This window comes from Flavivirga jejuensis, from assembly GCF_030540765.1.
In the GTDB taxonomy this organism is placed as follows: Bacteria; Bacteroidota; Bacteroidia; order Flavobacteriales; family Flavobacteriaceae; genus Flavivirga; species Flavivirga jejuensis.
Window position 1 is genome coordinate 245,106 of the sequence record NZ_JAUOEL010000006.1, and the last position, 25,872, is coordinate 270,977.

The 25,872-nt window shown below is 31.5% G+C and carries 18 protein-coding genes; 8 read left to right on the forward strand and 10 right to left on the reverse strand.

The annotated features are described in order from the left end of the window. Positions 1–132: 132 nt before the first annotated feature. Positions 133–552 carry a thiol-disulfide oxidoreductase DCC family protein gene (locus Q4Q40_RS17215; protein WP_303303179.1) on the forward strand — a complete coding sequence of 140 codons (420 nt, stop codon included), beginning with the start codon at positions 133–135 and terminating at the stop codon, positions 550–552. Positions 553–667: 115 nt separating this feature from the next. Next, entirely contained in the window at positions 668–2,548 is a 1,881-nt protein-coding gene (locus Q4Q40_RS17220) for a mucoidy inhibitor MuiA family protein (protein WP_303303180.1), read from the forward strand. A gap of 379 nt (positions 2,549–2,927) precedes the next feature. Here the strand turns inward: Q4Q40_RS17220 and Q4Q40_RS17225 are convergent, their stop codons facing one another. The 4 genes from Q4Q40_RS17225 to aroC form a co-directional block, all read right to left on the reverse strand. Beyond that, positions 2,928–3,746 (reverse strand): sulfurtransferase, encoded by an 819-nt coding sequence (locus Q4Q40_RS17225; RefSeq protein WP_303303182.1) that lies wholly within the window; start codon positions 3,744–3,746, stop codon positions 2,928–2,930. A 194-nt stretch (positions 3,747–3,940) separates the two neighbouring features. Continuing rightward, the gene (locus tag Q4Q40_RS17230; RefSeq protein ID WP_303303183.1) at positions 3,941–5,263 is read right to left on the reverse strand and encodes a dicarboxylate/amino acid:cation symporter; all 1,323 of its coding nucleotides are present in this window, start codon (positions 5,261–5,263) and stop codon (positions 3,941–3,943) included. Positions 5,264–5,761: 498 nt separating this feature from the next. Beyond that, positions 5,762–7,684 (reverse strand): T9SS type A sorting domain-containing protein, encoded by a 1,923-nt coding sequence (locus Q4Q40_RS17235; protein ID WP_303303184.1) that lies wholly within the window; start codon positions 7,682–7,684, stop codon positions 5,762–5,764. A gap of 364 nt (positions 7,685–8,048) precedes the next feature. Next, positions 8,049–9,110 (reverse strand): chorismate synthase, encoded by a 1,062-nt coding sequence (gene aroC, locus Q4Q40_RS17240; protein WP_303303185.1) that lies wholly within the window; start codon positions 9,108–9,110, stop codon positions 8,049–8,051. A 314-nt stretch (positions 9,111–9,424) separates the two neighbouring features. On the opposite strand from aroC, the gene Q4Q40_RS17245 reads away from it, so the two are divergent. The 5 genes from Q4Q40_RS17245 (at position 9,425) to Q4Q40_RS17265 (ending at position 14,884) form a co-directional block, all read left to right on the forward strand. Further along, a complete protein-coding gene (locus Q4Q40_RS17245) occupies positions 9,425–10,273 on the forward strand; it encodes a UDP-2,3-diacylglucosamine diphosphatase (protein ID WP_303303186.1) in 849 nt (282 codons plus the stop codon). A 188-nt stretch (positions 10,274–10,461) separates the two neighbouring features. After that, positions 10,462–11,238, forward strand: coding sequence for a hypothetical protein (locus Q4Q40_RS17250; protein WP_303303187.1), 777 nt, complete (start codon positions 10,462–10,464; stop codon positions 11,236–11,238). 149 nt (positions 11,239–11,387) lie between these two features. Beyond that, positions 11,388–12,077, forward strand: a complete 690-nt coding sequence (locus tag Q4Q40_RS17255) for a helix-turn-helix transcriptional regulator (RefSeq protein WP_303303188.1) — start codon at positions 11,388–11,390, stop codon at positions 12,075–12,077. A 357-nt stretch (positions 12,078–12,434) separates the two neighbouring features. Beyond that, the gene (locus tag Q4Q40_RS17260; RefSeq protein ID WP_303303189.1) at positions 12,435–13,544 is read left to right on the forward strand and encodes a DNA alkylation repair protein; all 1,110 of its coding nucleotides are present in this window, start codon (positions 12,435–12,437) and stop codon (positions 13,542–13,544) included. A gap of 158 nt (positions 13,545–13,702) precedes the next feature. Continuing rightward, complete coding sequence (locus Q4Q40_RS17265) at positions 13,703–14,884, forward strand: hypothetical protein (protein WP_303303190.1); 1,182 nt, start codon at positions 13,703–13,705, stop codon at positions 14,882–14,884. Between the two features lie 184 nt (positions 14,885–15,068). Here Q4Q40_RS17265 and Q4Q40_RS17270 read toward each other — a convergent pair whose 3' ends face one another. Then, the gene (locus Q4Q40_RS17270; RefSeq protein WP_303303191.1) at positions 15,069–17,999 is read right to left on the reverse strand and encodes an FAD-binding and (Fe-S)-binding domain-containing protein; all 2,931 of its coding nucleotides are present in this window, start codon (positions 17,997–17,999) and stop codon (positions 15,069–15,071) included. A 148-nt stretch (positions 18,000–18,147) separates the two neighbouring features. Here Q4Q40_RS17270 and Q4Q40_RS17275 point away from each other — a divergent pair, with 148 nt between their 5' ends. Further along, the gene (locus tag Q4Q40_RS17275; RefSeq protein ID WP_303303192.1) at positions 18,148–18,639 is read left to right on the forward strand and encodes a hypothetical protein; all 492 of its coding nucleotides are present in this window, start codon (positions 18,148–18,150) and stop codon (positions 18,637–18,639) included. A 57-nt stretch (positions 18,640–18,696) separates the two neighbouring features. Here Q4Q40_RS17275 and bshA read toward each other — a convergent pair whose 3' ends face one another. From bshA to Q4Q40_RS17300, 5 genes are all read right to left on the reverse strand, one after another. Then, positions 18,697–19,833 (reverse strand): N-acetyl-alpha-D-glucosaminyl L-malate synthase BshA, encoded by a 1,137-nt coding sequence (bshA, locus tag Q4Q40_RS17280; protein WP_303303193.1) that lies wholly within the window; start codon positions 19,831–19,833, stop codon positions 18,697–18,699. Positions 19,834–19,926: 93 nt separating this feature from the next. Continuing rightward, positions 19,927–22,842, reverse strand: a complete 2,916-nt coding sequence (locus tag Q4Q40_RS17285; protein WP_303303194.1) for a serine hydrolase domain-containing protein — start codon at positions 22,840–22,842, stop codon at positions 19,927–19,929. Between the two features lie 233 nt (positions 22,843–23,075). After that, the gene (gene serB, locus Q4Q40_RS17290; protein WP_303303195.1) at positions 23,076–24,299 is read right to left on the reverse strand and encodes a phosphoserine phosphatase SerB; all 1,224 of its coding nucleotides are present in this window, start codon (positions 24,297–24,299) and stop codon (positions 23,076–23,078) included. Positions 24,300–24,482: 183 nt separating this feature from the next. Beyond that, positions 24,483–24,968, reverse strand: a complete 486-nt coding sequence (locus Q4Q40_RS17295) for an ABC transporter ATPase (protein ID WP_303303196.1) — start codon at positions 24,966–24,968, stop codon at positions 24,483–24,485. Positions 24,969–25,050: 82 nt separating this feature from the next. After that, positions 25,051–25,842: a (Fe-S)-binding protein gene (locus Q4Q40_RS17300; RefSeq protein WP_303303198.1), complete on the reverse strand. Its 792-nt coding sequence runs from the start codon at positions 25,840–25,842 to the stop codon at positions 25,051–25,053. Positions 25,843–25,872 lie beyond the last annotated feature (30 nt).

Sequence of the window (25,872 nt, forward strand, 5' to 3'; positions counted from 1 at the left end):
AAATTACGTATAACTTATCGTTCAAAAACTATAATTTATAGGTCTTTTCTACAAAATAACGATGTGGTTTGATAATAGTAAATCCAGGTTTATAACCTTTTTAAATAGCCTTTAACATCGTATCTTTGCACTATGAATTTAGAGTTGCCAAAACATAAAAAACTTATCTTATTCGATGGTGTTTGTAACCTTTGCAACAGCAGTGTGCAATATGTAATAAAGCATGATAAAAATAATATATTCTTGTTTGCTCCTTTACAAAGTGAGGTAGGTAAAAGCTTAATTGAACGTTTTAATATAGATACCCAAAAAACGGATTCTATATTATTATATACTCCCGAAAATAATTTAGTATCAAAATCTACTGCGGCTTTAAAAATTGCAATACACTTAGGTTTTCCTCAAAATTTAATGGGTGTGTTTTTTATTATTCCACCATTTATTCGAAACTGGGTTTACAATTACATTGCAAAAAACCGTTATAAATGGTACGGTAAAAAGGATGCTTGTATGATTCCTACTCCTGAGTTGAAAAGTAAATTTTTAGGGTAGAGACTTACCTAATTCATAGAACCCTTTTACCAGTTCAAATATAGCTTACACTCATTTTTAGTTTTATAAAATGTCCAGTAATGATAGTTTTATTCAAAACTAAAAATAATCTATCATGAAAAAGCTATTACTTTCTTTTTTACTAATAACAACTTTAGGCTTCTCCTATAATTCTAATAATTCTAAACCAACATCATCATTTATAAATGAGGTTATTGTTTATATTAATGGGGCTCAAATAACTCGAACTGCAAAAATTTCTTTGCCAGTAGGTACAACTCAATTTACTTTTAATAAACTCTCACCTAATATTCAAGAAAGCAGTATACAAATTTCTGGATTAAAGAGTGCTTCCATTCTATCCATAAATTATGGGATAAATTTTTTAACCAAGCAAAATAAAAGTAACCAGATTATAACGCTTCAAGATCAAATAAAGGTCTTAAATGAGGCTATAGAACTTGAGGATAATCTCATTTTAGGATATAAAGAGGAACTAAGTGTTATACAAACAAACCGACAATTAGGCAATGAAAATCAGGTGGTAAATCTGGTGAAACTTCAGGAATTTGCAACGTATTATAGAAAACGCATTACAGAGGTAAATAATTTAATTAATAAGTCTTTAAAAAAGAAGCGTTCCTATAATAAGCAGATTACAGAAATACAACAGCAATTAACTGAATTCAATGTTGATGATAAAGAACAAACTGGAGACATTACTGTAAAACTAAATACCAGTGTGCCACATCAATTAGAACTCGTTATAAAATATAATGTTACTGAAGCTGGTTGGTTTCCTGTATACAACCTAAAAGCAAATAGCATAAATACGCCCATAGAATTAGGGTACAAGGCACATGTGTATCAAAAAACTGGAATAGATTGGAATAATATAAAACTCACGCTATCAACCAGTGATCCTAATACTAATAATATAAAACCAGATGTAAATCCTAAATATTTAAACTTTATAAATAGGTACAGTAATTATAACAGCACTAATGCTACCAAAAATTATAATTATAAGTATAATCCATTTATTAAAACGGTAAGTGGTATTGTTACTGATGAAACTGGATTACCCCTTCCTGGAGTAAATGTTATAGTAAAAGGCACGACCAATGGAGTGGCTACTGGTTTTGACGGTAAATACTCCATTAACACTAATGGTGGTAAAGAATTAGTGCTGTCGTATATAGGTTATATTACAGAAACTCTCCCCATACACTCTAGCATAATGAATGTAGCTATGGAAGCTGATGTATGCAGCCTTGATGAGGTTGTGGTTATAGGGTATGTAAGCAATAGTACTTCAAATACCAGATCAAGTACGTATAAAAAGAAAGAGAAAAAGCACACTTCTAATGGAGACATTATCGAAGATGGCATCACAACCAGACGTTTTGAAATAAAAAAGGAACATAGTATGCCCTCTGATGGTGAAATCACAGTTATCGAGATTGACAACTACTCTATTCCTGCTAAATATTCATACTATGCAGCTCCATTAGTCAATGAAAATGTTTTTCTTACAGCAAAAATTGGAGATTGGGAACAATTTAACTTATTGCCTGGTGAAGCAAATATCTATTTTGAAGGGAGTTATTCTGGTAAAACAAATATCAATCCTCAAGCTACCACCGACAGTCTTACGGTTTCATTAGGTGTAGATCCTAACGTCGTTATAAAACGCAATACTGTAAATAATTTTAAGAAAACGACATTTATTGGTAATAATAAAATTGTAAATAAAGCATTTGAGATCGAATTAAAAAACAATAAACGATCTCCTGTAGATCTTGTTTTGATTGATAGAATCCCAATCAGTCAAAACAAAGAGATCAAAGTCGATGATATTGTTTATGGCACCGCTAATTATGATTCTAAAAAAGGATTGTTAGAATGGAAAGTTGATCTAGCATCAGATCAATCTGTCTCCTATAAATTCTCATATTCCTTAAAATATCCAAAATATAAAAAGATCAACCTTTAATCTAAAAATTCTCCGACCCTTGGGGTCGGGGTTTCCAATTAACCTCTCCTTTGGAGAGGTCAGAACTGCAAAAAAAGGCAGTTCTGGGTGAGGCAAAATAACAAAATTCGATTTTTGCCTCTATAAAGGCAAAATGAAACTGGCGAAATACCTCTATGGCTCTGCCGGGGATAGTCAGTTTCAAGAATTTTTTTATTACTTAAAAATCTCAAAGAAAATGATATAAAAATGATCTATCATTTTCTTTGAGGTTTTACTTCAAACTTCTTAAAATATTTTCTCGTGCCAATGTCTTTTTATAACCTAAGTTCGATGATAGGGTCGTAGATAAAAGTCAATAAATATGCTAGATTCAACTTTATAATTATCATAGTCTATACTAATTAACCAAACTCCCCCACTCGGTCCAAGAACCATCATAAACCGATATGTTTTTATAACCAGAAATAGTGGCTCCTAAAGCTAATACACATGCTGTTATCCCCGAACCACACGAAAAAATAATAGGGTCTTCTTTATCAGCCCTTTCACTAAGCGCTTTTTCAATGGCTTCTTTAGGTTTTAGAACGCCATTATCTAACAGGTCTGTAAAAGGTAAATTCACCGAATTACGAATGTTTCCCATTCGTAAGCCTTCTCTTGGTTCTGGCTCTAAACTATTAAATCGACTTTCAGATCGCGCATCAATGATACGATGTGTTTTATTTTTTGAAGCTTGTTTTATATCATCAAAAAACCTCATATTTTCGGGCTTATAATTAGCTTCAAAATCACCCAATTCACCAGTATAGTTTTTCATGGCTTCAGTTTTATAGTTCGCTTTTTTCCAAGCAGGAAATCCCCCGTTTAAAATAGCTATATTATTATATCCGAAAGATCTAAATAACCACCAAACACGGGCACTCGAGTAAATCCCCTTATCATCATAAACAACTATGAGACTGTCCTTATTTATTCCTAAAGCTCTAGCTTCTTTTTGAAATTGTTCCTGTGCTGGAAATGTACTAGGAAATGGAGCATTAACGTCGCTAAATTTCTTTTTAATATCAAAAAGTCGTGAATTTGGTATTTGAGTTTGTGATGGATCAAACACTTTATTTATAGTACCATCTAAAATAATTAGGTGGCTCGCTTCTAAATTATTGTGAAGCCATTCTACTGAAACTATGGGTGATGAAATTGAAATATTAGAGTTCATTATTTTTTTATAAAAGCGTTAATACGCAAAGTTTTAAATTGAATACTAGTTACTTACACTGTTAAATACCAACCATTATGAGATGTCTCAATCGTCCCGCATTTCGACATGACAAAACGTTATTTTGATTATCATTTATCATATACTTCCAACTGAACACTGAACACTGAACACTGAACATTAAAAAAAAGGTATTATTTCACTTTTTCATAATTATCATCCCATTCTTTGGGTTTTGGATCATGTAGTTTGCCTAAAGATTTGGCAACCATCATAGATACAGTAGCATCTCCAGTTACGTTTACAACAGTTCTACACATATCTAACGGTCTGTCTACCGCAAAAATAAGTGCAAGTCCTATAGGCAATAGTTCTGCTGGAAAACCAATAGATTCTAAAACAATAACTAACATAACCATTCCTGCACTAGGTACTGCAGCACTACCTATAGAAGCTAATAAAGCTGTAGCAATAATAACTAATTGATTTGTAAACGTTAAACCTTCGGGCCAGATAACTTGCATAATAAATACGGCTGCAATGCCTTGGTATAAACTTGTTCCGTCCATATTAACGGTAGCTCCAACTGGTAAAACAAACCCTGACACTTCCTTATCTACTCCAAGGTGCTCTTCTACACGTTCCATAGTAACTGGTAAGGTAGCAGCACTACTGCTGGTTGAAAAAGCTAATAATTGTGCGGGACTTATTTCTTTTAAAAACCACATAGGTGATTTTTTAGTATAAACTTTTACTAAAATGAGGTAAAAACCAATCATTAAAATTAAACCACCTACAACACACAGAGCATAATTTAATAGTTTTAGAAGTATTTCGGTATCATCAAAAGCAATAATAACATTCGCCATTAAAGCAAATACAGCATAAGGTGCAAAAAGCATAATAAGGTCTACCATTTTCATAACGACCTCGTTTAACGAATCGAAAAAATTAACTAAAGGCTTCGCCTTTTTCTCAGGAATTAACAGCAAAGAAATACCAACAAATAAGGCAAAGAAAATAACTTGAAGCATCTTGGCATTACCTAAGGCTTGAAAAATATTACTTGGAAAAATATCAACTAATGCTTGTAAGGGGCCTGCATCTTTTTGTGCAGATGCTTTTGTTAACTTATCTGAAACACCAGCATCATTTTCGTATTTTAACTTAATCTTTTCAATAGTATCTTGTGGCATACCATCCCCAGGTTTTATAGTATTTACAATACTTAAACCAATAATTATAGCAACTAAGGTGGTGGTTATGTATATCCCAATGGTACGTAACCCCATCGTTTTAATCTTAGAAATATCTTTTAAATCTGAAATCCCTTTTATTAAAGATGCTAAGATTAATGGTACTGCAATAAGTTTAAGTAGATTGATAAAAATGGTTCCAAAAGGGGCGATCCAGTCGCTTACAAACCCCTTTCCTCCTACGGAATTCATTATAAATCCAAAAATGATTCCTAGAATCATACCAATAATGATCTTCCAGTGTAGTGCTAGTTTTTTCATGCAGTAATATTTCTATATAATTAATTGTAAATTTTCACAGCAAGATAAGTATTTTTGATGTGTTTGTTAAGACAGTTTTAAAATTGCCGTTTATCTTATTTTTTATTTTATGAAATCACCTCTTTTTTGAATTTAAAATATATTTAAAGTTATATCAATTGACATGTAATTGATTTTACTAATTAATGCACTAATTGAAAATAAAATCGCTTCTATTTAATAGAAATAAAAAAACAGAAAAGCTAACTTTACTGTTTTTTGTTTTCATACTAATTTTAACCTGTTGTGCATTTTGATTTTTTCGGCTAAATTAACTGTCAACCTGAGTTCGAGTGAGTTCGACTTTTTTGTCGAAATTGTATCGAGAACAGGTTTTAATATCGGAAATTTTTATTCTCGATACTAATTTCATTCAAAAAAATGAATGAAATTCACTCGAATTGGCAAATTTTATTCAAAATGCACAACGGGTTAATTTTAGATTATTATTTACTTTTTCTAATTTTTAATAAACTTAGAAGTACCATGTTCCTCAATATTTAAATAATAAAGACCTTTTGAAAGCGCTTTAATTGAAAAATCTTGATTTATAATCTTTCCTGAGTCTATTTTTTGTCCTAAAACGCTATATATACTATAGTTTTTATTAATTGAAGTTTTTGGTAACTTTAAAGAAGTATCTGCTGGAATAGGATATACTTTAAAAGTATCGAAGGTATTATCATTAACACCTAAGACAGTAATTTGATAAATTGGAGAAGAAACGCTAGTTATTTTAGCAACTTTAGCTTGTTTAACTATTACGCCTGGTTCTGTTATGGTCATTTCCACTCTATATCTACCTGTTTGTTCTGCTTTAAAAGTTTTATTTGTTGCTCCATCTATTATAGTTTGAGTATCAGCATTGATCCATTGATACGTATCTGCCTCTAAATTTGGAGTTAATATGTCACCATTTATTGTTACAGTATTATCAACACTAATTTGATCTACAGTTACCGTTTCCATTAAAAAACAACCATTTGAATCTTGAACTAATACAGTATATGTGTCTGGAAGAAGACCATCAAATATATTCTTTTCATAAAACTGATCTAATCTAGGAGAAATGGCATATCTAAGTACTCCTGTTCCTCCAGAAGCACTAATTTCAATAACACCACTTGCTACATCTGTTGATGGCAGTATATTTGTTACTTCCATAGTTAGAAGTTCTGGCTCTTCAATAGATAACATAATACTAACAGTCGCACCTTCTGAATCTTTCACCACAGCTTCATATACACCTGAACATAAGCTTGTAAAAGTATTAGAAGTTACAAAAGAATCATCTATAGAATAGGTATAAGGTTGTATGCCTCCTGTTGCATCAATAACTATTTGTCCACTACAGTCACCGTTACAATAATTTACACCTGTAATTGTAAAAACACTCGTTAATTCATTATCAATTTCATTTATTGTTATCATATCTGAGAAAAGACAGCCATTTCCATCTTTAACAGACACGTTATAAGTTCCAGAAGATAAATTTGAAAATTTATTTAGAGCTTGAAAGGTAACTCCATCTATTGAATATGTATAAGGAAGAACACCTCCAGATGCACTAATTTCAATGGCTCCATCTGCTGTATTTGGTGATGGCTGTGTCGTCGTTACTTGCATAGTTACAGGTGCTTGCTCTTGAATAGATAGTATAACACTAACAGTCGCACTTTCTGAATCTTTCACCACAGCTTCATATATGCCAGGACATAAACCAGAGAAAACATTAGAAGTTACAAAAGAATCATCTATTGAATAGGTATATGGGGGAATACCTCCTGTTCCATTAATAATTATTTCCCCATCACAGGCACCTGTACAACTTATATCTTTAGATACAATAACAGTACTCACCAATTCTGGCGGAAAAATGGCTATAATCTCTGAGTAAGTACAGCCATTCCCATCTTTAACAGAAACGTTATAAGTTCCAGAAGATAAATTTGAAAATATATTTTGAGATTGAAAGGTATCTCCATCTATTGAATATGTATAGGGGGAAACACCTCCAGATACACTAATTTCAATGGCTCCATCTGCTGTATTTGGTGATGGCTGTGTCTTCGTTACTTGCATAGTTACAGGTGCTTGCTCTTGAATAGATAGTATAACACTAACAGTCGCACTTTCTGAATCTTTCACTACAGCTTCATATACGCCTGGACATAAACCAGAGAAAACATTAGAAGTTACAAAAGAATCGTCTATAGAATAGGTATATGGAGGAATACCTCCAGTTGCATTAATAATCATTTCCCCATCACAGGCACCTGTACAACTTATATCCTTGGATACAATAGTAGTACTCACCAATTCCTGTGAGGAAATAGTAATAGGTAATATTAAAAAACAAAAAAGGGTAATTATATATTTCATAATTTGGAGTTTGGGGGTTATTAATCATTTAGTAAATACAAACCTACTTTTAAAGAGACTTGTATTTATTATCTTACTGCAAATATATATTTAATTATTATTAAAATTATATACTAATTTACCCCATTTCCTTTTAATTCTAAATATTAGAAGTTAAGTAATAGGAAATGATATTTATAAGCACTTTCTTCAATACATTGAAAATAGCTTATTGAAGACTTGTTAGCCCTGATTGAAGTGGCATCCTTTTTAAAACTTAAAGAAGATACAATAACCATTGGTAGGAGTCAACAAATTACTTCGTCGAACACACTCCTAGGTTATAAAATTTTAAAAAGATATAACGGAAAGCAGGAAATAGCTCCTAATGATACATTTTATTAATCAAATAAAAGTCTGCTAAAACCAAAGCAGCCATCGCTTCTACAATAGGTACAGCTCTTGGAACCACACAGGGATCATGACGGCCTTTACCTTGCATTTCGACAGTATTGCCTTCTTTATCTATAGTTTCGTATTTCTGAATAAGTGTGGCTACTGGTTTGAAGGCTACGCTAAAATAAATATCCATCCCGTTACTTATACCGCCTTGGATGCCGCCTGAAAAATTAGTTTTAGTGGTACCATCGTTATTAAACGAATCGTTATGATCGCTGCCATACATGGTACTCCCCTCGAATCCACTACCGTATTCAAATCCTTTTACGGCGTTAATAGAAAGCATGGCTTTACCTAATTCTGCATGCAATTTATCGAACACAGGTTCTCCCAAACCAACGGGTACATTTTTAATCACACAACTAACAATACCTCCAACGGTATCCCCTTTGCTACGTACTTCTTTTATGTAAGTTTCCATATTTGCTGCCATAGCTTGGTCAGGACATCTTACTATATTTGATTCTGTTTTTGTTAAGTCTAATTCGGTATATGGTGTATTCAGTTTCATGGTACCAACACCAGAAACATAGGCTGTTATTTCAATACCCTTTAGTAGTTGTTTCGCAATGGCACCTGCAACCACACGGCATGCGGTTTCTCTTGCAGAACTTCGTCCGCCACCACGATAGTCTCTAAAACCATATTTTTTGTCGTATACATAATCTGCATGACTTGGTCTATAGCTATCTTTTATATGAGTATAATCATGAGATTTTTGGTTGGTGTTTTCTATAACAAAACCAATAGAGGTTCCTGTTGTTTTACCTTCAAAAATACCAGAATGAAATTTAACGGTATCTGGCTCTTTTCGTTGTGTTACAATAGCAGACTGCCCTGGTTTTCTTCTATCAAGTTCGTTTTGAATAGCCTCTAAATCTAACTCGATTCCTGGGGGACACCCATCTATCACACCTCCTAAAGCAGGGCCATGAGATTCTCCATAAGTTGTTACATTAAATAGTCGTCCAAAGGAATTACCTGCCATATATAAAATTTTGCTGCTAAAATAAAGCTTTTTTCGAAATCATCTACCCTAAATACTCAGCTATAATGGTATTTTTTTTACGTGTATAAACTTAAAACAAACCCTTTATTTTAGATTCCCAATGGATCTCAACAAATGTCCTAAAGTTCAGTCTGAACTATTCTTAAAATAAATCTACTTTTAGAAATCTAAAAAGTAGCATCCATTTAACTATTTGTAGAACTATCATTTAACATAATACTCATATTTAAATAATTATAAGATAATATCTACATCATATAAAATCTAGTAATTTGTATAAACTATAACTACTATTGAAAATTAAACGTAAAATAGAAATCGCAGTCATATCAGATGTTCACCTAGGAACTTACGGCTGCCATGCAAAACACCTTCTTACTTATTTAAATAGTATTGAACCAAAAAAATTAATACTGAATGGTGATATTATTGATATATGGCAATTTAGTAAACGTTACTTTCCTAAATCTCACTTAAAAGTTATTAAGAAGATTATGGATATGGCTGCCGATGGTGTTGATATTATTTACATTACTGGAAACCACGACGAAATGTTACGTAAATTTAGTAATACCACTATTGGTAATATTTCTATTGTAGATAAGCTTGTTTTAGAATTAAATGGAAAAAGAGCCTGGTTTTTTCATGGTGATGTTTTCGATGTTTCTATACAAAATGCTAAATGGCTTGCAAAGCTTGGTGGTTATGGTTACGATTTACTAACGCTTGTTAACCGTTTTATAAATTGGTATTTAGAAAAACGAGGCAAAGAGCGTTATTCGTTATCTAAAAAAGTAAAAAATGGTGTTAAAGGTGCTATAAAGTACATTAATGATTATGAAAAAGTTATTTCCGATCTGGCTATTGAGAATGGTTATGAATATGTAATTTGCGGCCATATTCATCAGCCAAAAATGGAATATAAGGAAAATAAACATGGTAAAACCATGTATTTAAATTCTGGAGATTGGGTTGAAAACTTTACATCTCTTGAATACCAATTTAATCGTTGGAAAATATACAACTATAGTAAAGATAAGCTGGCTCCTTTTTATGTAGATGAAGACATAGAAAACATGGAAGTCAAAGATTTAATTGCTGCTATTACTATTGTTGAAAAGCACGAAAAAAAGGCAAAATAACTTCTTATTTGTAGGCTAAATTTCTTTTCAATAATAAACTTCTGTTTGTTTTGCAAGTCTGTAAAACCAATATCAAATATTACAATTGAAATAATAATTACTGTATTTTTGTTATTGTAAATAATGTTGTATTTACAACCAAACACTAAATAGCATATAGATATAGTATTGTATTTAAAATTTTAAAGATGAGCAGAATACATTTATTTGAATTTGAAGATCAAAAATGGTTTCCCGCATTTTTAAGAAACTACGGAACAGATTTTTTACAATTTCTTTCTAATAAAACCAAACTGTATAAACCAATAATTCCAATAATAGAAAAAGGGCTTAAAGAAAGTAAGACGAATCAAATTATTGATCTTGGATCTGGCGGTGGTGGCGGACTAATTTGGCTAAACACCGAACTAAAGGCTAATATTCCTGATTTAAAAATAGTTTTAACCGATTATTATCCAAATATTCCTGCGTTTAAATACACAAAAACTCAAGCAGATAATTTTGAATTTCTGGAAAAATCAATTGATGCCAGAAAGGTTCCAAAAGAATTAAAAGGATTACGAACACAATTTCTTTCTCTACATCATTTTAAACCCAATGATGCCAGACAAATTTTGCAAAACGCAGTTGATTCTAGTAATCCAATAGGGATTTTTGAAGCACAAGAAAGAAGTATCCCTAGTATTTTAGCTATGCTTTTTTCTCCTTTAAGCGTCTTATTTACAACGCCTTTTATTCGTCCTTTCAAAATTGGACGATTCATTTTTACGTATCTAATTCCCATTGTGCCTCTTTTTGTTCTGTGGGATGGGGTGGTATCTTCTTTGCGTACATATTCTGTAAAAGAAATGAATGAGCTCGTAAAAAGTTTAAATGGTCACGAATCCTTTAATTGGGAGATTGGAAAAATAAAATCTGGTCCTGGTGTTGTGTTATATTTATTGGGAACAAAAAAAGAAATCTAAATATGTGTTACAAAGTTTCTAGTAAACGGTGCTCCTTTAGAGAAGATCGATCCAATAAGTTCGTTTATAGAAAAGAAATTAAACAACATACACTAGATCGCTTCTAAACATTATATTTAACACTAAATACATAATTTTTTTACAACTTAATGAACAGACTTACTAGAATAACAGCCATCCTAATTCAATTACAATCTAAAAAAGTAGTAACAGCTAAAGAGATTGCTGACAGGTTTGAAATTAGTTTACGAACTGTTTACAGAGATATTAAAACACTTCAAGAAGCAGGTGTACCAATCGGTTCAGAAAATGGGATCGGATATTTTATTGTTGATGGTTATTCCCTACCTCCAATAATGATTACAGAAGAAGAAGCTAACGCATTAATCATTTCTGAAAAACTTATCTCCAATCAAGGTGATGCTTCGCTTATTAAAGATTTTAATTCTATACTGATAAAGATCAAGTCCGTTCTAAGAGATTTTGAAAAAGAAAATGTAGCTAAATTAGAAAACAGGATAGTACCTTCTTATAAAAAAGAAATATTTGAAAGTAATTGGTTATCAATAATTCAAAAAGCAATTACTAATACTAAAATTCTTGAGGTCACTTATCATTCAATTTATAAAAACGAACAAACATTAAGAGACATTGAACCTTTAGGTATTTACTACACAGATAAGGCTTGGATTATGGTAGCGCATTGTAGGCTAAGAAATGAAATAAGAGAATTCCGATTAGATAGAATTTTAAAAATAAATGTGGCCTCTCAAACCTTTGATTATCAAAAAGATTTCTCTCTCTCTAAATATTTTAGCCAATTAACAGACCCTAGTTGACATAAGGTTGTCACTCTCCTATTTTATTTTTGTTTTATTATTAACCTGAGTTCAATGTAAGGATCATAGATAAAAGTCAATAAATATGCTAGATTCAACTTATAATTATTATAGACTAGCTAGCTAGTTTATGATAATTTAAGGAAGAAGATGGTATGTTTATTGGTTTTTAGCTTGAAACTAATAAATTTGAATATGTTTCTGATATCTAAAATTCACTTTATTAAGATAAACATCTCACAAACAGTATTTTACAAAAACAACCTTATTAACTTACGTCGAACTCAGGTTATTAACCTATAAAATAAGTAAATGGGACATAACTAACGAAATACTAATTATTAAAAGGGTATAAAAATGGCAGAATTATTTAAAAACATATATAATACAAAATTCTTTGATCGCTTTGTTACTTCTGTAAATGAAGTTATTCCAGATTTCAACAAAGTATCTTTCTTAAAAGAAATATATGATACTGAATGGGAAAACAGAGAGCTAAAACAACGTATGCGACATATTACTCAAGTGCTTAAAAAGCATCTATTTGATGATTTTAACACCAATGTCGAAACACTATTAAAACTCATCCCTGTATTAGAAAAAAACGGATTCAAACCAGATAATTTAGAATTTATTTTCTTTCCCGATTTTATAGAAATTTATGGTTTAGAGCATTACGATAAATCCATAAAAGCTTTTGAAGTAATTACACAATTTGTAAGTTGTGAATTTGCCGTTAGACCTTTTATAATAAAATACCAAGATAGCACAATAAAGCAAATGTTGCTTTGGGCAAACCATAAACACAGTTCTGTTAGACGATTAGCTACAGAAGGCTGTAGACCAAGACTTCCCTGGGCTATGGCTATTCCATCATTAAAGGAAGCCCCTGCTCCTATTATTCCTATTCTTGAAAAATTAAAAAACGACCCGTCTGAATATGTACGAAGAAGTGTCGCAAACAATTTAAATGATATCTCTAAAGATAATCCTGAAACTGTTATAAGACTTGTTAAAAAATGGCAAGGTACAAGTAAAGAGACCGATTGGTTAATTAAACATGCATGCAGGACACTTTTAAAACAAGGAAATACAGAAGTGATGACATTATTTGGTTTTGGAGCCATCGATAAAATAAAAGTAAACGATTTTAAAATATTGACACCAAAAGTTAAAATTGGAGACTTTGTCGAATTCTCATTAAACCTCCTTAATACCAGTAATCATACCTCTAAAATCCGATTAGAATATGGGCTTTATTACCAAAAAGCAAATGGTTCTTTATCCAAAAAAGTATTTAAAATAAGTGAAAAAGACTATCCTAAAAACTCGACTACAAGCATTAACAGAAAACAATCGTTTAAAGTAATCACAACACGTAAATTTCATGTTGGAAAACATCAAATTTCCATCATTATAAATGGGAAAGAATTGAACGATATATTAGATTTTGAACTTGTTTATTAAGAATAAGATAATTGTTTTCAGACTACTTGCTATTTTACAATTCTTCTTATTGAAATAATTTTCTTACCAACAACCTGTTTTTTTGTAATCAACAAATAAATAAGAGCTTTTTATGTGAAAAATATAAATTGTTTTTATTACTAACAATTATAAATTTTATGGTCAATGAAACAGTAAAAACAAATTGGTTTACAGAAAATATAAATTATATCATTTTAGGGGTAATTATATTAATAATGTTATGTTTTTTAATATTTATAATCTATAAATCTAAAAAGGACAATCAAGAAATTTATAAACTATTATCCCTTTATTATAATAAACATTCTTTTTTAATAATTTTTCTAATTCCAATTTTAACTTTAATAGCATTTTCATATTTAGATTTAAATGAAGAAATAAAAAAATACTTATCAACTTTAAGCTTCTCTATTGTTGGTATTGGTGTTTTTTCGGGAATATTAAAATATATAAACTCTTTATATTTTGTAAAAACACACATAAAAAAAATTATTTTATCTGCCGATTTCAAAAAAATAATTAATGAACAATTTGAATCTTTTGTTTTTTCTGATAAATTTTTAACAAGTCTTGACGATGACCAGCTCAAAAACAACTGGAAAAATATTACATATTTTAAATACAAAATTAAATTTCCTGTTTTATGGGAGAAAATGAACTTAAAATCTCAATTAGATAATTACTTTTTTAATAATAATAATTTAGAATATTATTATCGTGGTTTTAGGGTATATTACGATGTAAAACTACTAGACAACAATATCATTAAATTTACTGAAACTACAGATTTTACAATAGTTTCAAATAAGAAAGGAAAAATCGAATTAAAATTCTGGGTTGATTCAATTGAAGAAGATAATAATGAAATAAAAACCCAAATTGATAAGGATTTAACAGTAATCGATGGAAAAAGTTTAAATGATTTAATTAAAGAAAATGGAGAAGAGCCATATGAAATACCAGATAAATCAAAATTTGATAATAAAACAAGTAAATATAAAAAAGACATTATTATTCCATTAAATGGTAAAAACGAATATCAAGTAGAAAAGGTAATAACTATGACACAAAAATATGATATAGACAGGTCTATTTCTTTTTCAAGTAGCAAAATAATTGATGACATATTTATTAATGTTACATGCTGTGATAAAGTTAAAGTATTTTTCCATGAGTTATATAAAAATGAATTTAGACCAGATAACATTAATATTGAAGGATTAGCTTTAAAAAACAAAAAAATAATAATGCCTGGAGAAGTTTTCATATTATTTGTAGACAAAATAGAACAAGAAATCGACGAAATACATAAAAATTAAGCGTTTTTTAACTATATTAGTGTAATCATTATACTAAATTGATAGACTTAATATATAAAACCAATAAGTTATGAATGGAAAAACAGGAGTTTAAGCTCGAACATATTATATCAAACTCAAAATAGTTACAGCCTCACTTTGAACCAGTGTTAATCTAATAAATATAACCTTCAAAAGGTTAGTTTTAGTTTACACGAATCAATGCTTCTCTTAAAATAGAAATAGGATGTTTTGCTTCTCGCTGGGTGCCATCTTTTATCTGATGCCTGCAACTGGTTCCGTTTGCAGAAATAAGAACATCTTTTGATGCTTTTCTAACAGCAGGAAACAAGGTTTGTTCCCCTACTTGCATACTTACCTCATAATGTTCTTTTTCGTAACCAAAACTACCAGCCATACCACAGCAACCGCTTGGTATGATAGCCACTTTATAATTTCTAGGCAGGTTTAATACCGAAAAACTAGACAATTGATTGCTCATTGCCTTCTGGTGGCAATGTCCGTGAAACTTGATTGTCTTTTCCTGTAACGTAAATTGTTCTTGCGTTATATTTCCCAATGTTATTTCTTGCTGAATAAATTCCTCTATTAAAAAAGTATGTTTAGCAATCTTCTCTGCAGACACTTTATCGTCTGCTAATTTTAAATATTCATCTTTAAGAGTTAAAATGGCTGATGGTTCTATGCCAATTAACGGGGTCTCTTCTGAAATTTTATTCTTAAAGGTTTCAATATTTTTATTCGCCAGATTTTTGGCTTGCTCTAACAAACCTTTAGATAGGAACGCACGACCAGATTCGGAATTATCAATTATTTCTACAAAGTAATTTAAACCTTTTAAAAGTTCCAAGGCATCCTTACCCACTTGTGCATCTAAATGATTAGTAAATTCATCATTAAACAAATACACTTTTTTAATATAATGACCTTTATTTCTTATTATTTTAAAGTTGTCATAATAGGTGCTCAAGCTAACTTTCGAAATTAAAGGCAAACGTCTTTCTTTAGCTACTCCAAAAGATTTTTTTAAGATGGATGCTGTTATTCTGTTAGAAAACACAAAATTAGCAAGCCCAGGCAACTTACCACCCCACCTGTTTAACTTATTGTTATAAGCAAACAATTTTGTTCGTAACGATACGCCATTCACTTTCTGGTATTGATATTGAAATTCTGCTTTTAAACTTGCTACATCTACACTACTAGGACATTCGCTAGCACAAGCTTTACAGCTTAAACATAAATCGAAAACTGTTTTTAATTCTTTATGATCAAACTTATTCGCTTTATCCGAATTCGTTAAAAATTCACGCAATGCATTCGCTCTTGCTCGGGTTGTATCCTTTTCATTTCTGGTAGCCCGATAACTCGGACACATGGTGCCTCCAAATTCAGGAAGCTTTCTACAATCCCCAGAACCATTGCATTTTTCAGCTTCACGTAATATGCCTTGAGATTTAGAAAAATCAATCAGCGTTTCTATTTCTGGTTCTTCTCTATTAGGAACATAACGCAATGATGCATCCATTGGAAACGGATCAATTATCTTATCAGGGTTAAAAATGGCATCAGGATCGAACGCCTTTTTTATTTGTTTTAATATGTTATAATTTTTATCTCCAATCATCATGGCTATAAACTCAGAACGCACTATACCATCACCATGCTCACCACTCATAGACCCTTTATAGGTCTTTACCAAATGTGCTACATCGGTTGTTATTTTTCTAAATAACGCAACATCTGTTTGTTTTTTTAAATCTAAAATGGGACGTAAATGAATTTCACCCGCGCCAGCATGCGCATAGTAAATAGCTTCTTGATTATAACCTGCCATGAGTTTTTCAAAATCCATGATATAATTAGCTAAATCTGGTAAGGCGACTGCTGTATCTTCAATACAGGCAACTCCTTTTTTATCACCAATTATATTTCCTAAAAGCCCCAAGCCTGCACTTCGTAGGTTATTTGCCTTGTCAATATCTGCTCCTTTAAGAATTGGGTATGCATAGCTTAATCCAGAAGAGATCAAGTCTTCTAGTAAGTTTTCAGCTAAAGTTTCAACCTCCTTTTTATTATTCGCTCGAACTTCGCACATTAAAATAGCCTTGGGATCCCCCTCTATAAATCGTCTGTTTTCTTGTTGTGTTTTATTATGTTTTGTACAATCCAAAATGGTTTTATCCATCATTTCGCAGGTATACAAATTGTGTTTCATAACAGGTTCTACGGCTTTTAAGCAATTTTCTATGCTATCAAAATGTGCCGCAACCATAACACCTTCTTCTGGTGGAAGTTTGTCTAATTTTAAAGTAATTTGTGTAGTAAATGCCAAGGTACCTTCACTTCCAGAAAGCAGCTTACACATGTTGAATGTATCTGAAGTATCTGTAAATACATCAGACTTTATTAATTCATCTATAGCATACCCTGTATTTCTTCGGTGAATTTCTGGTTTTGGAAACTTATCTTTTATTTCTTTTTGAACAGCTTCTGATGCAAGTTCATTATATATCGTTTTATAAATTTGACCTTCTAATGAATTCTTTTTTGTTTTATTAATAAATTCATCTGAAGACAGTGCTCCGAAAATAACATCACTCCCATCACTTAAAACAGTTTGTAGTTCTAGAACCTTATCACGGGTTACACCATATTGTATGGACGTGGTTCCTGAAGAATTATTACCAACCATACCCCCTATCATACATCTGTTTGACGTAGACGTATTGGGTCCAAAAAACAACCCTAAAGGTCTTAAATAATTATTTAATTTATCCCGCACAACGCCTGGTTGCATGGTAACTGTTTGTTCTTTTTTATTAACATTTAAAATCGCTGTAAAATATTTAGATACGTCTACCACAATCCCCTTACCAACGCATTGCCCTGCTAATGACGTCCCTGCTGTTCTTGGTATTAAAGAGGTTTTATGCCTTTTAGCAAACGCAATTAATAGTTTTATATCTTCTTTATTTTTAGGATATGCAACAGCCAATGGTAAAATTCTATAAACTGAAGCGTCTGTGGCATATATTGATTTTATTAAATCATCATAATACAATTCGCCAAAAAGTTTATCTTTTAATACCTGCAAATGTGGAGTTAACCCCATAGTTTAATAAATATGTTTATAAGTCTAAAAAGATGCTAAATATAAATACAATTTTGTCGTTATTTTTGTTTCACTAAATTTAATATGTTCAAATAATCTTTTTTACTAAAAAGATCGTATATCATTAATCAAATAAAACTTTAAACTTATGAAAAAATTATTTTTATTATCAATTACTATTTTAGCTTTTACTTTTGCTTCAAGCGCTCAAAGTATTGCCGAAAATGCTATTGGGTTAAGATTAGGTGATAGTGATGGCTTTGGAGCCGAAGTATCTTATCAACGTGGCCTCGGAGATAATAACAGATTAGAATTTGATTTAGGTTGGAGAAACGGAGACAATTTTGATGGGTTTAAACTTGCTGGATTGTATCAATGGATATTTCCTTTAGATGGTTCTTTTAATTGGTATACTGGTGCTGGTGGTGGTATTGGTTCTTATAGCTTTGAGGTTCCTGGAGGAAGAGATGTTTCTGATACTTTTATATTTTTAGCTGGTAATATCGGTATTGAGTATAATTTTGAAATTCCATTATTAATATCATTAGATTTTAGACCAGAAATTGGTTTTGGAGATGATGCTTATGACAATAATGATTTAGATTTTGATATTGCTTTAGGAATTCGTTACCAATTCTAATTTTAAAGTAGATAAAATTATATATAAAAAAGCACCATTTAGGTGCTTTTTTTATTTTTACAACACGAGGCATTTAGCCAGAGTATCTTCATAAATAGCTTCATACTGTGGTACAATAGCATGTAAATCAAATTTTAAAGATTCTTTTCTGGCATTATCTTTAAAAGTCTGCAAACGCTTTTCATCACTTAAAATATATAGCGCATTTTTAGTCATATCATCTACATCACCAGCATCACTTAAAAATCCAGAAACGTCATGCTTGTTTACTTCTGGTATCCCGCCTGTATTACTTGATATAACAGGAACACCAGATGCCATTGCTTCTAACGCCGCTAATCCAAAACTCTCGGTTTGGGAAGGCAGCAAAAACAAATCGCTAAAACATAATATTTTATCTATTTCGTTACTTTTTCCAAAGAAAATAACTTTATCTAGTATGCCTAATTCCTGGCAACGAAGTTCTATCTTTTCCCGCTCTGGTCCTTCTCCTACAAGCATAAGTTTCGCGGGCATTTCTTTTTGAATATTATAAAAAACTGAAATCACATCTTGAGCACGTTTTACAGGACGTAAATTACTAATATGTGTAATGATTCTCTCATTATCATTCGCCATCATTCCCCGTTGGCAATCTGTATAACTATGATTATATTTATCTAAATCAATAAAATTTGGTACGACATGAATATCATTTTTAATATCAAATAATCGTAAGGTATCATCTTTTAAACTTTGCGATACTGCTGTTACTGCATCCGATTTATTAATACTGAATGTTACCGCTGGTTTATAAAAAGGGTGACTTCCTACAAGTGTGATATCGGTACCATGTAGTGTAGTAACTATTGGTACATAAATACCTTCTTCCTGCAACATTTTTTTAGCCATATAAGCTGCATAAGCATGCGGAATGGCATAATGCACATGAAGGACTTCTATTTTATGAAGCTTCACCATATCTACTAATTTGCTAGATAATGCCAACTCGTACGGTTGATAATGAAACAATGGGTATTCTGGAACATTTACTTCATGGTAATGCACATTATTACTTAACAACTCCAGGCGTACAGGTTGGTTATATGTTATAAAATGGATTTCGTGTCCTCGTTTAGATAATTCTAAACCAAGTTCTGTAGCAACAACACCACTCCCTCCAAATGTTGGATAGCAAACAATTCCTATTTTCATTGAGTCTCTATTTTTTCATTCCCACAAAAGTGGGAATCTAACTTTTGTTAATCTTAATTTTATACTTATCAAGAGTTTAAAAACTTTGCAAGGTTATTCAATTATCGCTTCGTAAATAAAGCGTTGTATTTCTGTTCTTATATTTTCTTTTAACAATAGGTTTTTACCAGCTTTAGGGTAGGTTCTATTAGCTAAGAAGATATAAACTATTTCTTCCTCTGGATCTGCCCAGGCATAAGTTCCTGTAAAGCCTGAATGTCCAAAACTTGACATAGATAAACAGCCGCATGTTGGTCCTTCTTGCCCTAGTTGTGGTTTATCAAACCCGATACCTCTTCTATTACCTTTATTACAATAATAACAGTTATTAAATTTATCTATTGTTTCAGATTTTAAATAGCGTTTTCCTCCATAAAAACCTTTTTGCAAATACATTTGCATAATTTTTGCCACATCGTTAGCATTACTAAAAACACCAGCATGTCCACCAATACCATTTTGCATCGCAGCTCCCATATCATGTACATAACCGTGTACTTTCCCATATCTATAATAATCATCTACTTCTGTAGGCACAATTTTTCTATTACTTATTGTATGATATGGATTGTACAATGTATTGTTAGCTCCTAATGATTGATAAAAATGATCTTGTGCTAGTTTATCAAGTGTTTTGTCGTAATGAGTTTCTATAAATTTCTTTAAAATATAATAAGGAAAGTCACTATACCTATATCTTAGTCTTTCTAACAACTCTGAATCTTTAATAATAGTATTAATAGAGTCCTTATAATCAGATCGTAAGAACAAATCCTTAGTAACTTCAATATTAAAATCAAGGCTTCTTTTTCCTCTATAATATTTTTTACTTGGACGTTTAGTAACAGAATCTAAAGTATGGTAATAAAAAGGTTCCCAAGGTCTTAATTTAGCATAATGTGACAACATACTTTTAATAGATATGTCTTCTTTATTAGAACCTTTATAGTCTGGTAATATTTTTGAAAGTTTACTATTTAATGATACAATACCACTTTCTTCTAATTCCATAAGCAGTGGCAAAGTCGCTAATATTTTGGTTAAAGATGCGACATCGTATATATCATCAAACTGTACCTTATTTTTTCCTTTGTACGTATGTTTACCAAAATTCTTATTGTAAATAACACTTCCTTTTCTTGCTATTAATAATTGAATCCCTGGTGTCATTTTAGAGTTTACTGCAAATTGTGCAATAGAATCTATTTTTTTTAATTTTTGAGAATTCATCCCAACACGTTCAGGAATGGTATATCCCAATCTTTTAATAGCATTGACATTAATGCCATCTCCTGCTTTAAAAAATTCTCCAACAGACACTGGTAAATGTCCTTTGCCTGCTATAGCTCCAAAAATAAGTTGTGCCGATTTTTGCTGAGCTATCTCACTATTTTGGTAACTAACCACGATACTTTCTATGTCCTCAATACTTTTTAAGTCTGAAAGCGCATAAGGCTTCACAAAAGCGTCTAAAATAACGGTATGGTTTCGAGCTATTTTTTTCAACCATACTAATTCTTTTTTAGTGAATTTGTACTTTTTCCACGGACTATCATTAGAACGATGCAAACCAATAATAACGGTGTTATATACTTGAAGTCTTTTTATTAAGTCATCTAAGTTATCTCCTTGAATATGATGAACTTTTGTATATTTTCTTAATTCATTAAAAAATGCTGAACCACTATCATCTCCAATATTTACATAGGCTATTGTTTTAGTCTCTAATTGCCTTAATGGTAAAAAATGTCTATCATTCTTCACTATAGTAATAGCATTTTCAATCAATTCTTCATATAAAATATCGTCTTCAAGCCTATTCAAATCTTTAGTTAGATCATACAAGCCAATAGGTTCATAATTATGCAATCCAACTTTATATTTAGCTTGTAATATTTTTTTAACAGAATGTTCTAAACGTTCATCTGTAATATCTCCTTTATGGCAAGCTTCTATAATTTTAGAAACGCCCAGACTTACATCTTCAGACATTAGCATAACATCGTTCCCTGCCATAAAAGCAGCTAAATCCAGATCTCCTGGCTCACTAAATTCTGAAGCACCTTTCATTGTTAAAGCATCTGTAAATATAAGTCCTTGAAAACCCAATGAGTCTTTTAAAATATCTGTAACAATATGCTTAGATAACGAAGATGGATATCCAGAGCGAGACTCTAAACTAGGCACATTTAAATGTGCAACCATAACACTAGATAGACCTTCTTTTATAAGTTTTCTATAGGGATATAATTCTATAGAATCGATACGTTTCTCATTAAATTTTATAGTTGGTAATGTTTCATGCGAATCTTGATCTGTATCTCCATGACCAGGAAAATGTTTGGCGTTAGCTAAAACACCTGCATCTTGCATCCCTCTCATAAAAGCGGATGCTTTTTCGGTTACATTATCTCTATCTTCACCAAAAGACCGATTACCAATTATTGGGTTTTTAGGGTTGGTATTAATATCTACAACAGGCGCAAAGTTAAAATGTACGCCTAAACGTTTGCAATGCTCTCCTATCTTTCTTCCCGTTTGTTCTATTAAATCATTGTCTTTTATAGCTCCTAGTGTCATATTCCACGGAAAAGCATAAGTCGAGTCTAAACGCATGCTCAACCCCCATTCGGCATCCATTCCTATTAATAATGGTGTTTTAGAAAACGCTTGTAATTCGTTATTCAGTTTTGCTTGCTTAACTGGACCACCGTTTGAATAAATTAAACCACCAATATGATACTCTTTAATTAGCTGAACAATTTTATTTTTTGAAATAGCATCTTGATCAGACATGACTTGTACCATATATAACTGCCCTACTTTTTCGGCTAAAGACATGGACGCATATATGCTGTCTACCCATTTTTTTTGGGCTACAGTATTATCTGCTAATAAAGGGTTTCCTGTCGCCTGACCAAACGTAGAAAGGATTGTAAAAAATGATGCTACTATAAAAATATGACGCATAAAAGAATAAATTAGAGGGATTTGTAAGTATTAATTTAATACTTAATAACCGTGCCAAATTAACACTTTTAAAGAGAAGATAAAAAGACTTTAAGATAGATTTTATAAAGAAGTAATTAACTATATTATTTTAGAAAATGGATTATACTTACCCTCGCTCCATACTGTTAGGTAAATAAAAGTTATTAACCTCAGGATAAGCCCTAAACCCTATAATAAGGATATGCTATACACTACTCAATTAGGTCAATATGTCTGTCATGGTAACCTAGTAAATACAACACACCATCTAATCCAATACTAGATATAGAATTTTGTGCATTATCTTTTACCGTCGGTTTTGCATGAAAGGCGATACCTAACCCTGCTAGGTTAAGCATTGGCAAGTCATTTGCGCCATCACCAACAGCAATTGTTTGGCTAATATCTATACCTTCTTTTTGCGCAATTTCTTTAAGATATTCTGCTTTTTTATCGCCATCAACAATATCGCCAACATAACCACCAGTTAAAACACCATCTTTAATTTCTAGTTCGTTAGCATACACATAATCCATGCCCAGATTTTCTTTTAAATAGTGTCCAAAGTAAGTGAATCCCCCAGATAATATGGCAGTTTTAAATCCGTAGCTTTTTAAAGTATCTATGAGTCTTTTTGCGCCTTTCGTTATAGGTAAATTAACAGCAACATTTTGAAGTACTTCTTCGCTCAAACCTTTTAAAAGTTTCATCCGTCTTTTAAAACTCTCTGCAAATTCAATCTCTCCTTGCATTGCCGATTCTGTAATGGCTCTTACTTCATCTCCAACTCCAGCTAATTCTGCCAACTCGTCGATAACTTCTGTTTGTATTAATGTAGAGTCCATATCGAAACAAACCAAACGTCTATTTCGTCTGTAAATATTATCTTCTTGAAACGCTATATCAACATCTAAATCTCTTGAAACTTGCATGAATTTCTCAGTAAATTCCGCTTTATTATCTATTTTCCCTCTTATGGATAGCTGTATACAAGCTCTGGGATACTCTTCCTCTTTAGTAAGTGATAAACGGCCTGTAAGTCTTTTTATAGAATCGATATTTAAATTCTTTTCTGAAACTATTTTAGTGACTTCAGATATTTGTTCGGCAGCTAGTTTTTCTCCTAAAATGGTAATTATATATCGATCTTTACCTTGTAGCGTGACCCATTTCTCATAATCTTCGAGTGTAATTGGTGTGAATTTAGCCGTAATACCAAGCTCATAAGCTTTAAAAAGTAAATCTTTTAATACGGCTGCTGATTTTTTACCAGATTCAATTTTAAACAAAATACCTAAGGACAGCGTATCATGAATGTTTGCTTGCCCGATATCTAGTACTTTGGCACCATATTCTGCCAAAACACTGGTTAAACTAGATGTTAGTCCTGGTTTGTCTTGTCCCGAAATATTTAATAAGATAATTTCGTTAGCCATAATTTAATTTTTACTCTTTATAAGCGTAAAAATCATTATTCTATTTGATATATGAAAATTTTTTCAGGTTAAATACCCAGTTATCCTAAATTATTAAATTATCATTATAATAATAACTAAATTAATATAAAAAACTGATTTTTATTGTTGAAGTGATTTAGACTTTTTCAAATTACCAATACACTATTTAATAAATCGACTATGCCAACTTTCACTGGCAGGTACTTCCCAATTTTGCTTAAATTCTGCAATATTAGTTACTAGATTATTAAAAACAATGGTGTTTTTAGAAACGGCTTTATCTTTTGCCATCTTTTTGAAATCTACAAGAGGTTTGTAAGCAATAAATTCTCCTTGTTTATAGGACACATTCATTTTATCCATTAAATCTACACGGTAATCTTTTTCTAATTGTTGAATAAAATTTACCGAAGCATCAATAGAACAGCCTGTGGCATTATTCAGGTTTTGATTTAAACCTATAACTATAAAACGTTTGTATTTTATTAAGTATCCAGCTTGTAAATCGCTTCCATGCGCAGTCCAGTTTCCAATAAATACATGTAATTTTGATTCAATTTCTTCTATCTCTTGTTCTGTAAATGAACGGTTTGCCTGGTAGATCCAAACACGTGATTCTTCTGGTAATGTATCGAAATTTGTGAGCATTTTTTATTATGTACGATCTATTATTATCGTCTTTATATTAAACGTTATATTTATTTTTAAATTATCTGAAGAAGGTATATAATTATAAATCCTGAGCATTAGCAATTAACTCAGCAATATCTACAACTTCAACATCGCTTTCTTTTTCTTTAGCTTTTACACCATCGGTCATCATAGTGTTACAAAACGGACAGCCTGCAGCGATAATTTCTGGTTTAACATCTAAAGCTTGTTCGGTACGCGCTACATTTACTTCTTTATCTCCTTTTTCAGCATCCTTAAACATTTGCGCGCCCCCTGCTCCGCAACATAAACCGTTACGTCTGCAATTTTTCATTTCAACAAGTTCTGCTTCTAGCTTTAGTATGAGCTCTCTTGGTGCTTCGTAAACATTATTGGCCCTTCCTAAATAACAAGGGTCATGAAATGTAATACGTTTACCTTTAAACTTCCCACCTTCTACAGTCAAACGACCATCGTCAAGTAATGTTTTTAAAAACTGTGTATGGTGCATCACTTCGTAGTTACCACCTAATTCTGGATACTCATTTTTTATAGTATTAAAACAATGCGGACAGGCCGTCACTATTTTTTTTACTTCGTAAGCATTTAGCACCTCAATATTTGTTACCGCCTGCATTTGAAACAAGAATTCGTTTCCTGCTCGTTTTGCTGGATCTCCTGTACAACTTTCTTCGGTTCCTAATACCGCAAATTCAACACCAGCTTTATTTAATAGCTTTACGAAAGCTTTTGTTATTTTTTTTGCTCTATCATCAAAACTACCTGCACAGCCAACCCAAAATAATACTTCTGGTTGCTTCCCTTGAGCCATAAATTCTGCCATCGTTGGCACTTTTAGTGATTCGCTCATTTTCTATTTTGATTTTTTGAATTTATAAAC

What these genes read in the sequence shown, in the direction of transcription:
- Q4Q40_RS17215 (WP_303303179.1), top strand. Translation starts at nt 133, where the DNA reads ATGAATTTAGAGTTGCCAAAACATAAAAAACTTATCTTATTCGATGGT.
- Q4Q40_RS17220 (WP_303303180.1), top strand. Translation starts at nt 668, where the DNA reads ATGAAAAAGCTATTACTTTCTTTTTTACTAATAACAACTTTAGGCTTC.
- Q4Q40_RS17225 (WP_303303182.1), bottom strand. Translation starts at nt 3,746, where the DNA reads ATGAACTCTAATATTTCAATTTCATCACCCATAGTTTCAGTAGAATGG.
- Q4Q40_RS17230 (WP_303303183.1), bottom strand. Translation starts at nt 5,263, where the DNA reads ATGAAAAAACTAGCACTACACTGGAAGATCATTATTGGTATGATTCTA.
- Q4Q40_RS17235 (WP_303303184.1), bottom strand. Translation starts at nt 7,684, where the DNA reads ATGAAATATATAATTACCCTTTTTTGTTTTTTAATATTACCTATTACT.
- aroC (WP_303303185.1), bottom strand. Translation starts at nt 9,110, where the DNA reads ATGGCAGGTAATTCCTTTGGACGACTATTTAATGTAACAACTTATGGA.
- Q4Q40_RS17250 (WP_303303187.1), top strand. Translation starts at nt 10,462, where the DNA reads ATGAGCAGAATACATTTATTTGAATTTGAAGATCAAAAATGGTTTCCC.
- Q4Q40_RS17255 (WP_303303188.1), top strand. Translation starts at nt 11,388, where the DNA reads ATGAACAGACTTACTAGAATAACAGCCATCCTAATTCAATTACAATCT.
- Q4Q40_RS17260 (WP_303303189.1), top strand. Translation starts at nt 12,435, where the DNA reads ATGGCAGAATTATTTAAAAACATATATAATACAAAATTCTTTGATCGC.
- Q4Q40_RS17265 (WP_303303190.1), top strand. Translation starts at nt 13,703, where the DNA reads ATGGTCAATGAAACAGTAAAAACAAATTGGTTTACAGAAAATATAAAT.
- Q4Q40_RS17270 (WP_303303191.1), bottom strand. Translation starts at nt 17,999, where the DNA reads ATGGGGTTAACTCCACATTTGCAGGTATTAAAAGATAAACTTTTTGGC.
- Q4Q40_RS17275 (WP_303303192.1), top strand. Translation starts at nt 18,148, where the DNA reads ATGAAAAAATTATTTTTATTATCAATTACTATTTTAGCTTTTACTTTT.
- bshA (WP_303303193.1), bottom strand. Translation starts at nt 19,833, where the DNA reads ATGAAAATAGGAATTGTTTGCTATCCAACATTTGGAGGGAGTGGTGTT.
- Q4Q40_RS17285 (WP_303303194.1), bottom strand. Translation starts at nt 22,842, where the DNA reads ATGCGTCATATTTTTATAGTAGCATCATTTTTTACAATCCTTTCTACG.
- serB (WP_303303195.1), bottom strand. Translation starts at nt 24,299, where the DNA reads ATGGCTAACGAAATTATCTTATTAAATATTTCGGGACAAGACAAACCA.
- Q4Q40_RS17295 (WP_303303196.1), bottom strand. Translation starts at nt 24,968, where the DNA reads ATGCTCACAAATTTCGATACATTACCAGAAGAATCACGTGTTTGGATC.
- Q4Q40_RS17300 (WP_303303198.1), bottom strand. Translation starts at nt 25,842, where the DNA reads ATGAGCGAATCACTAAAAGTGCCAACGATGGCAGAATTTATGGCTCAA.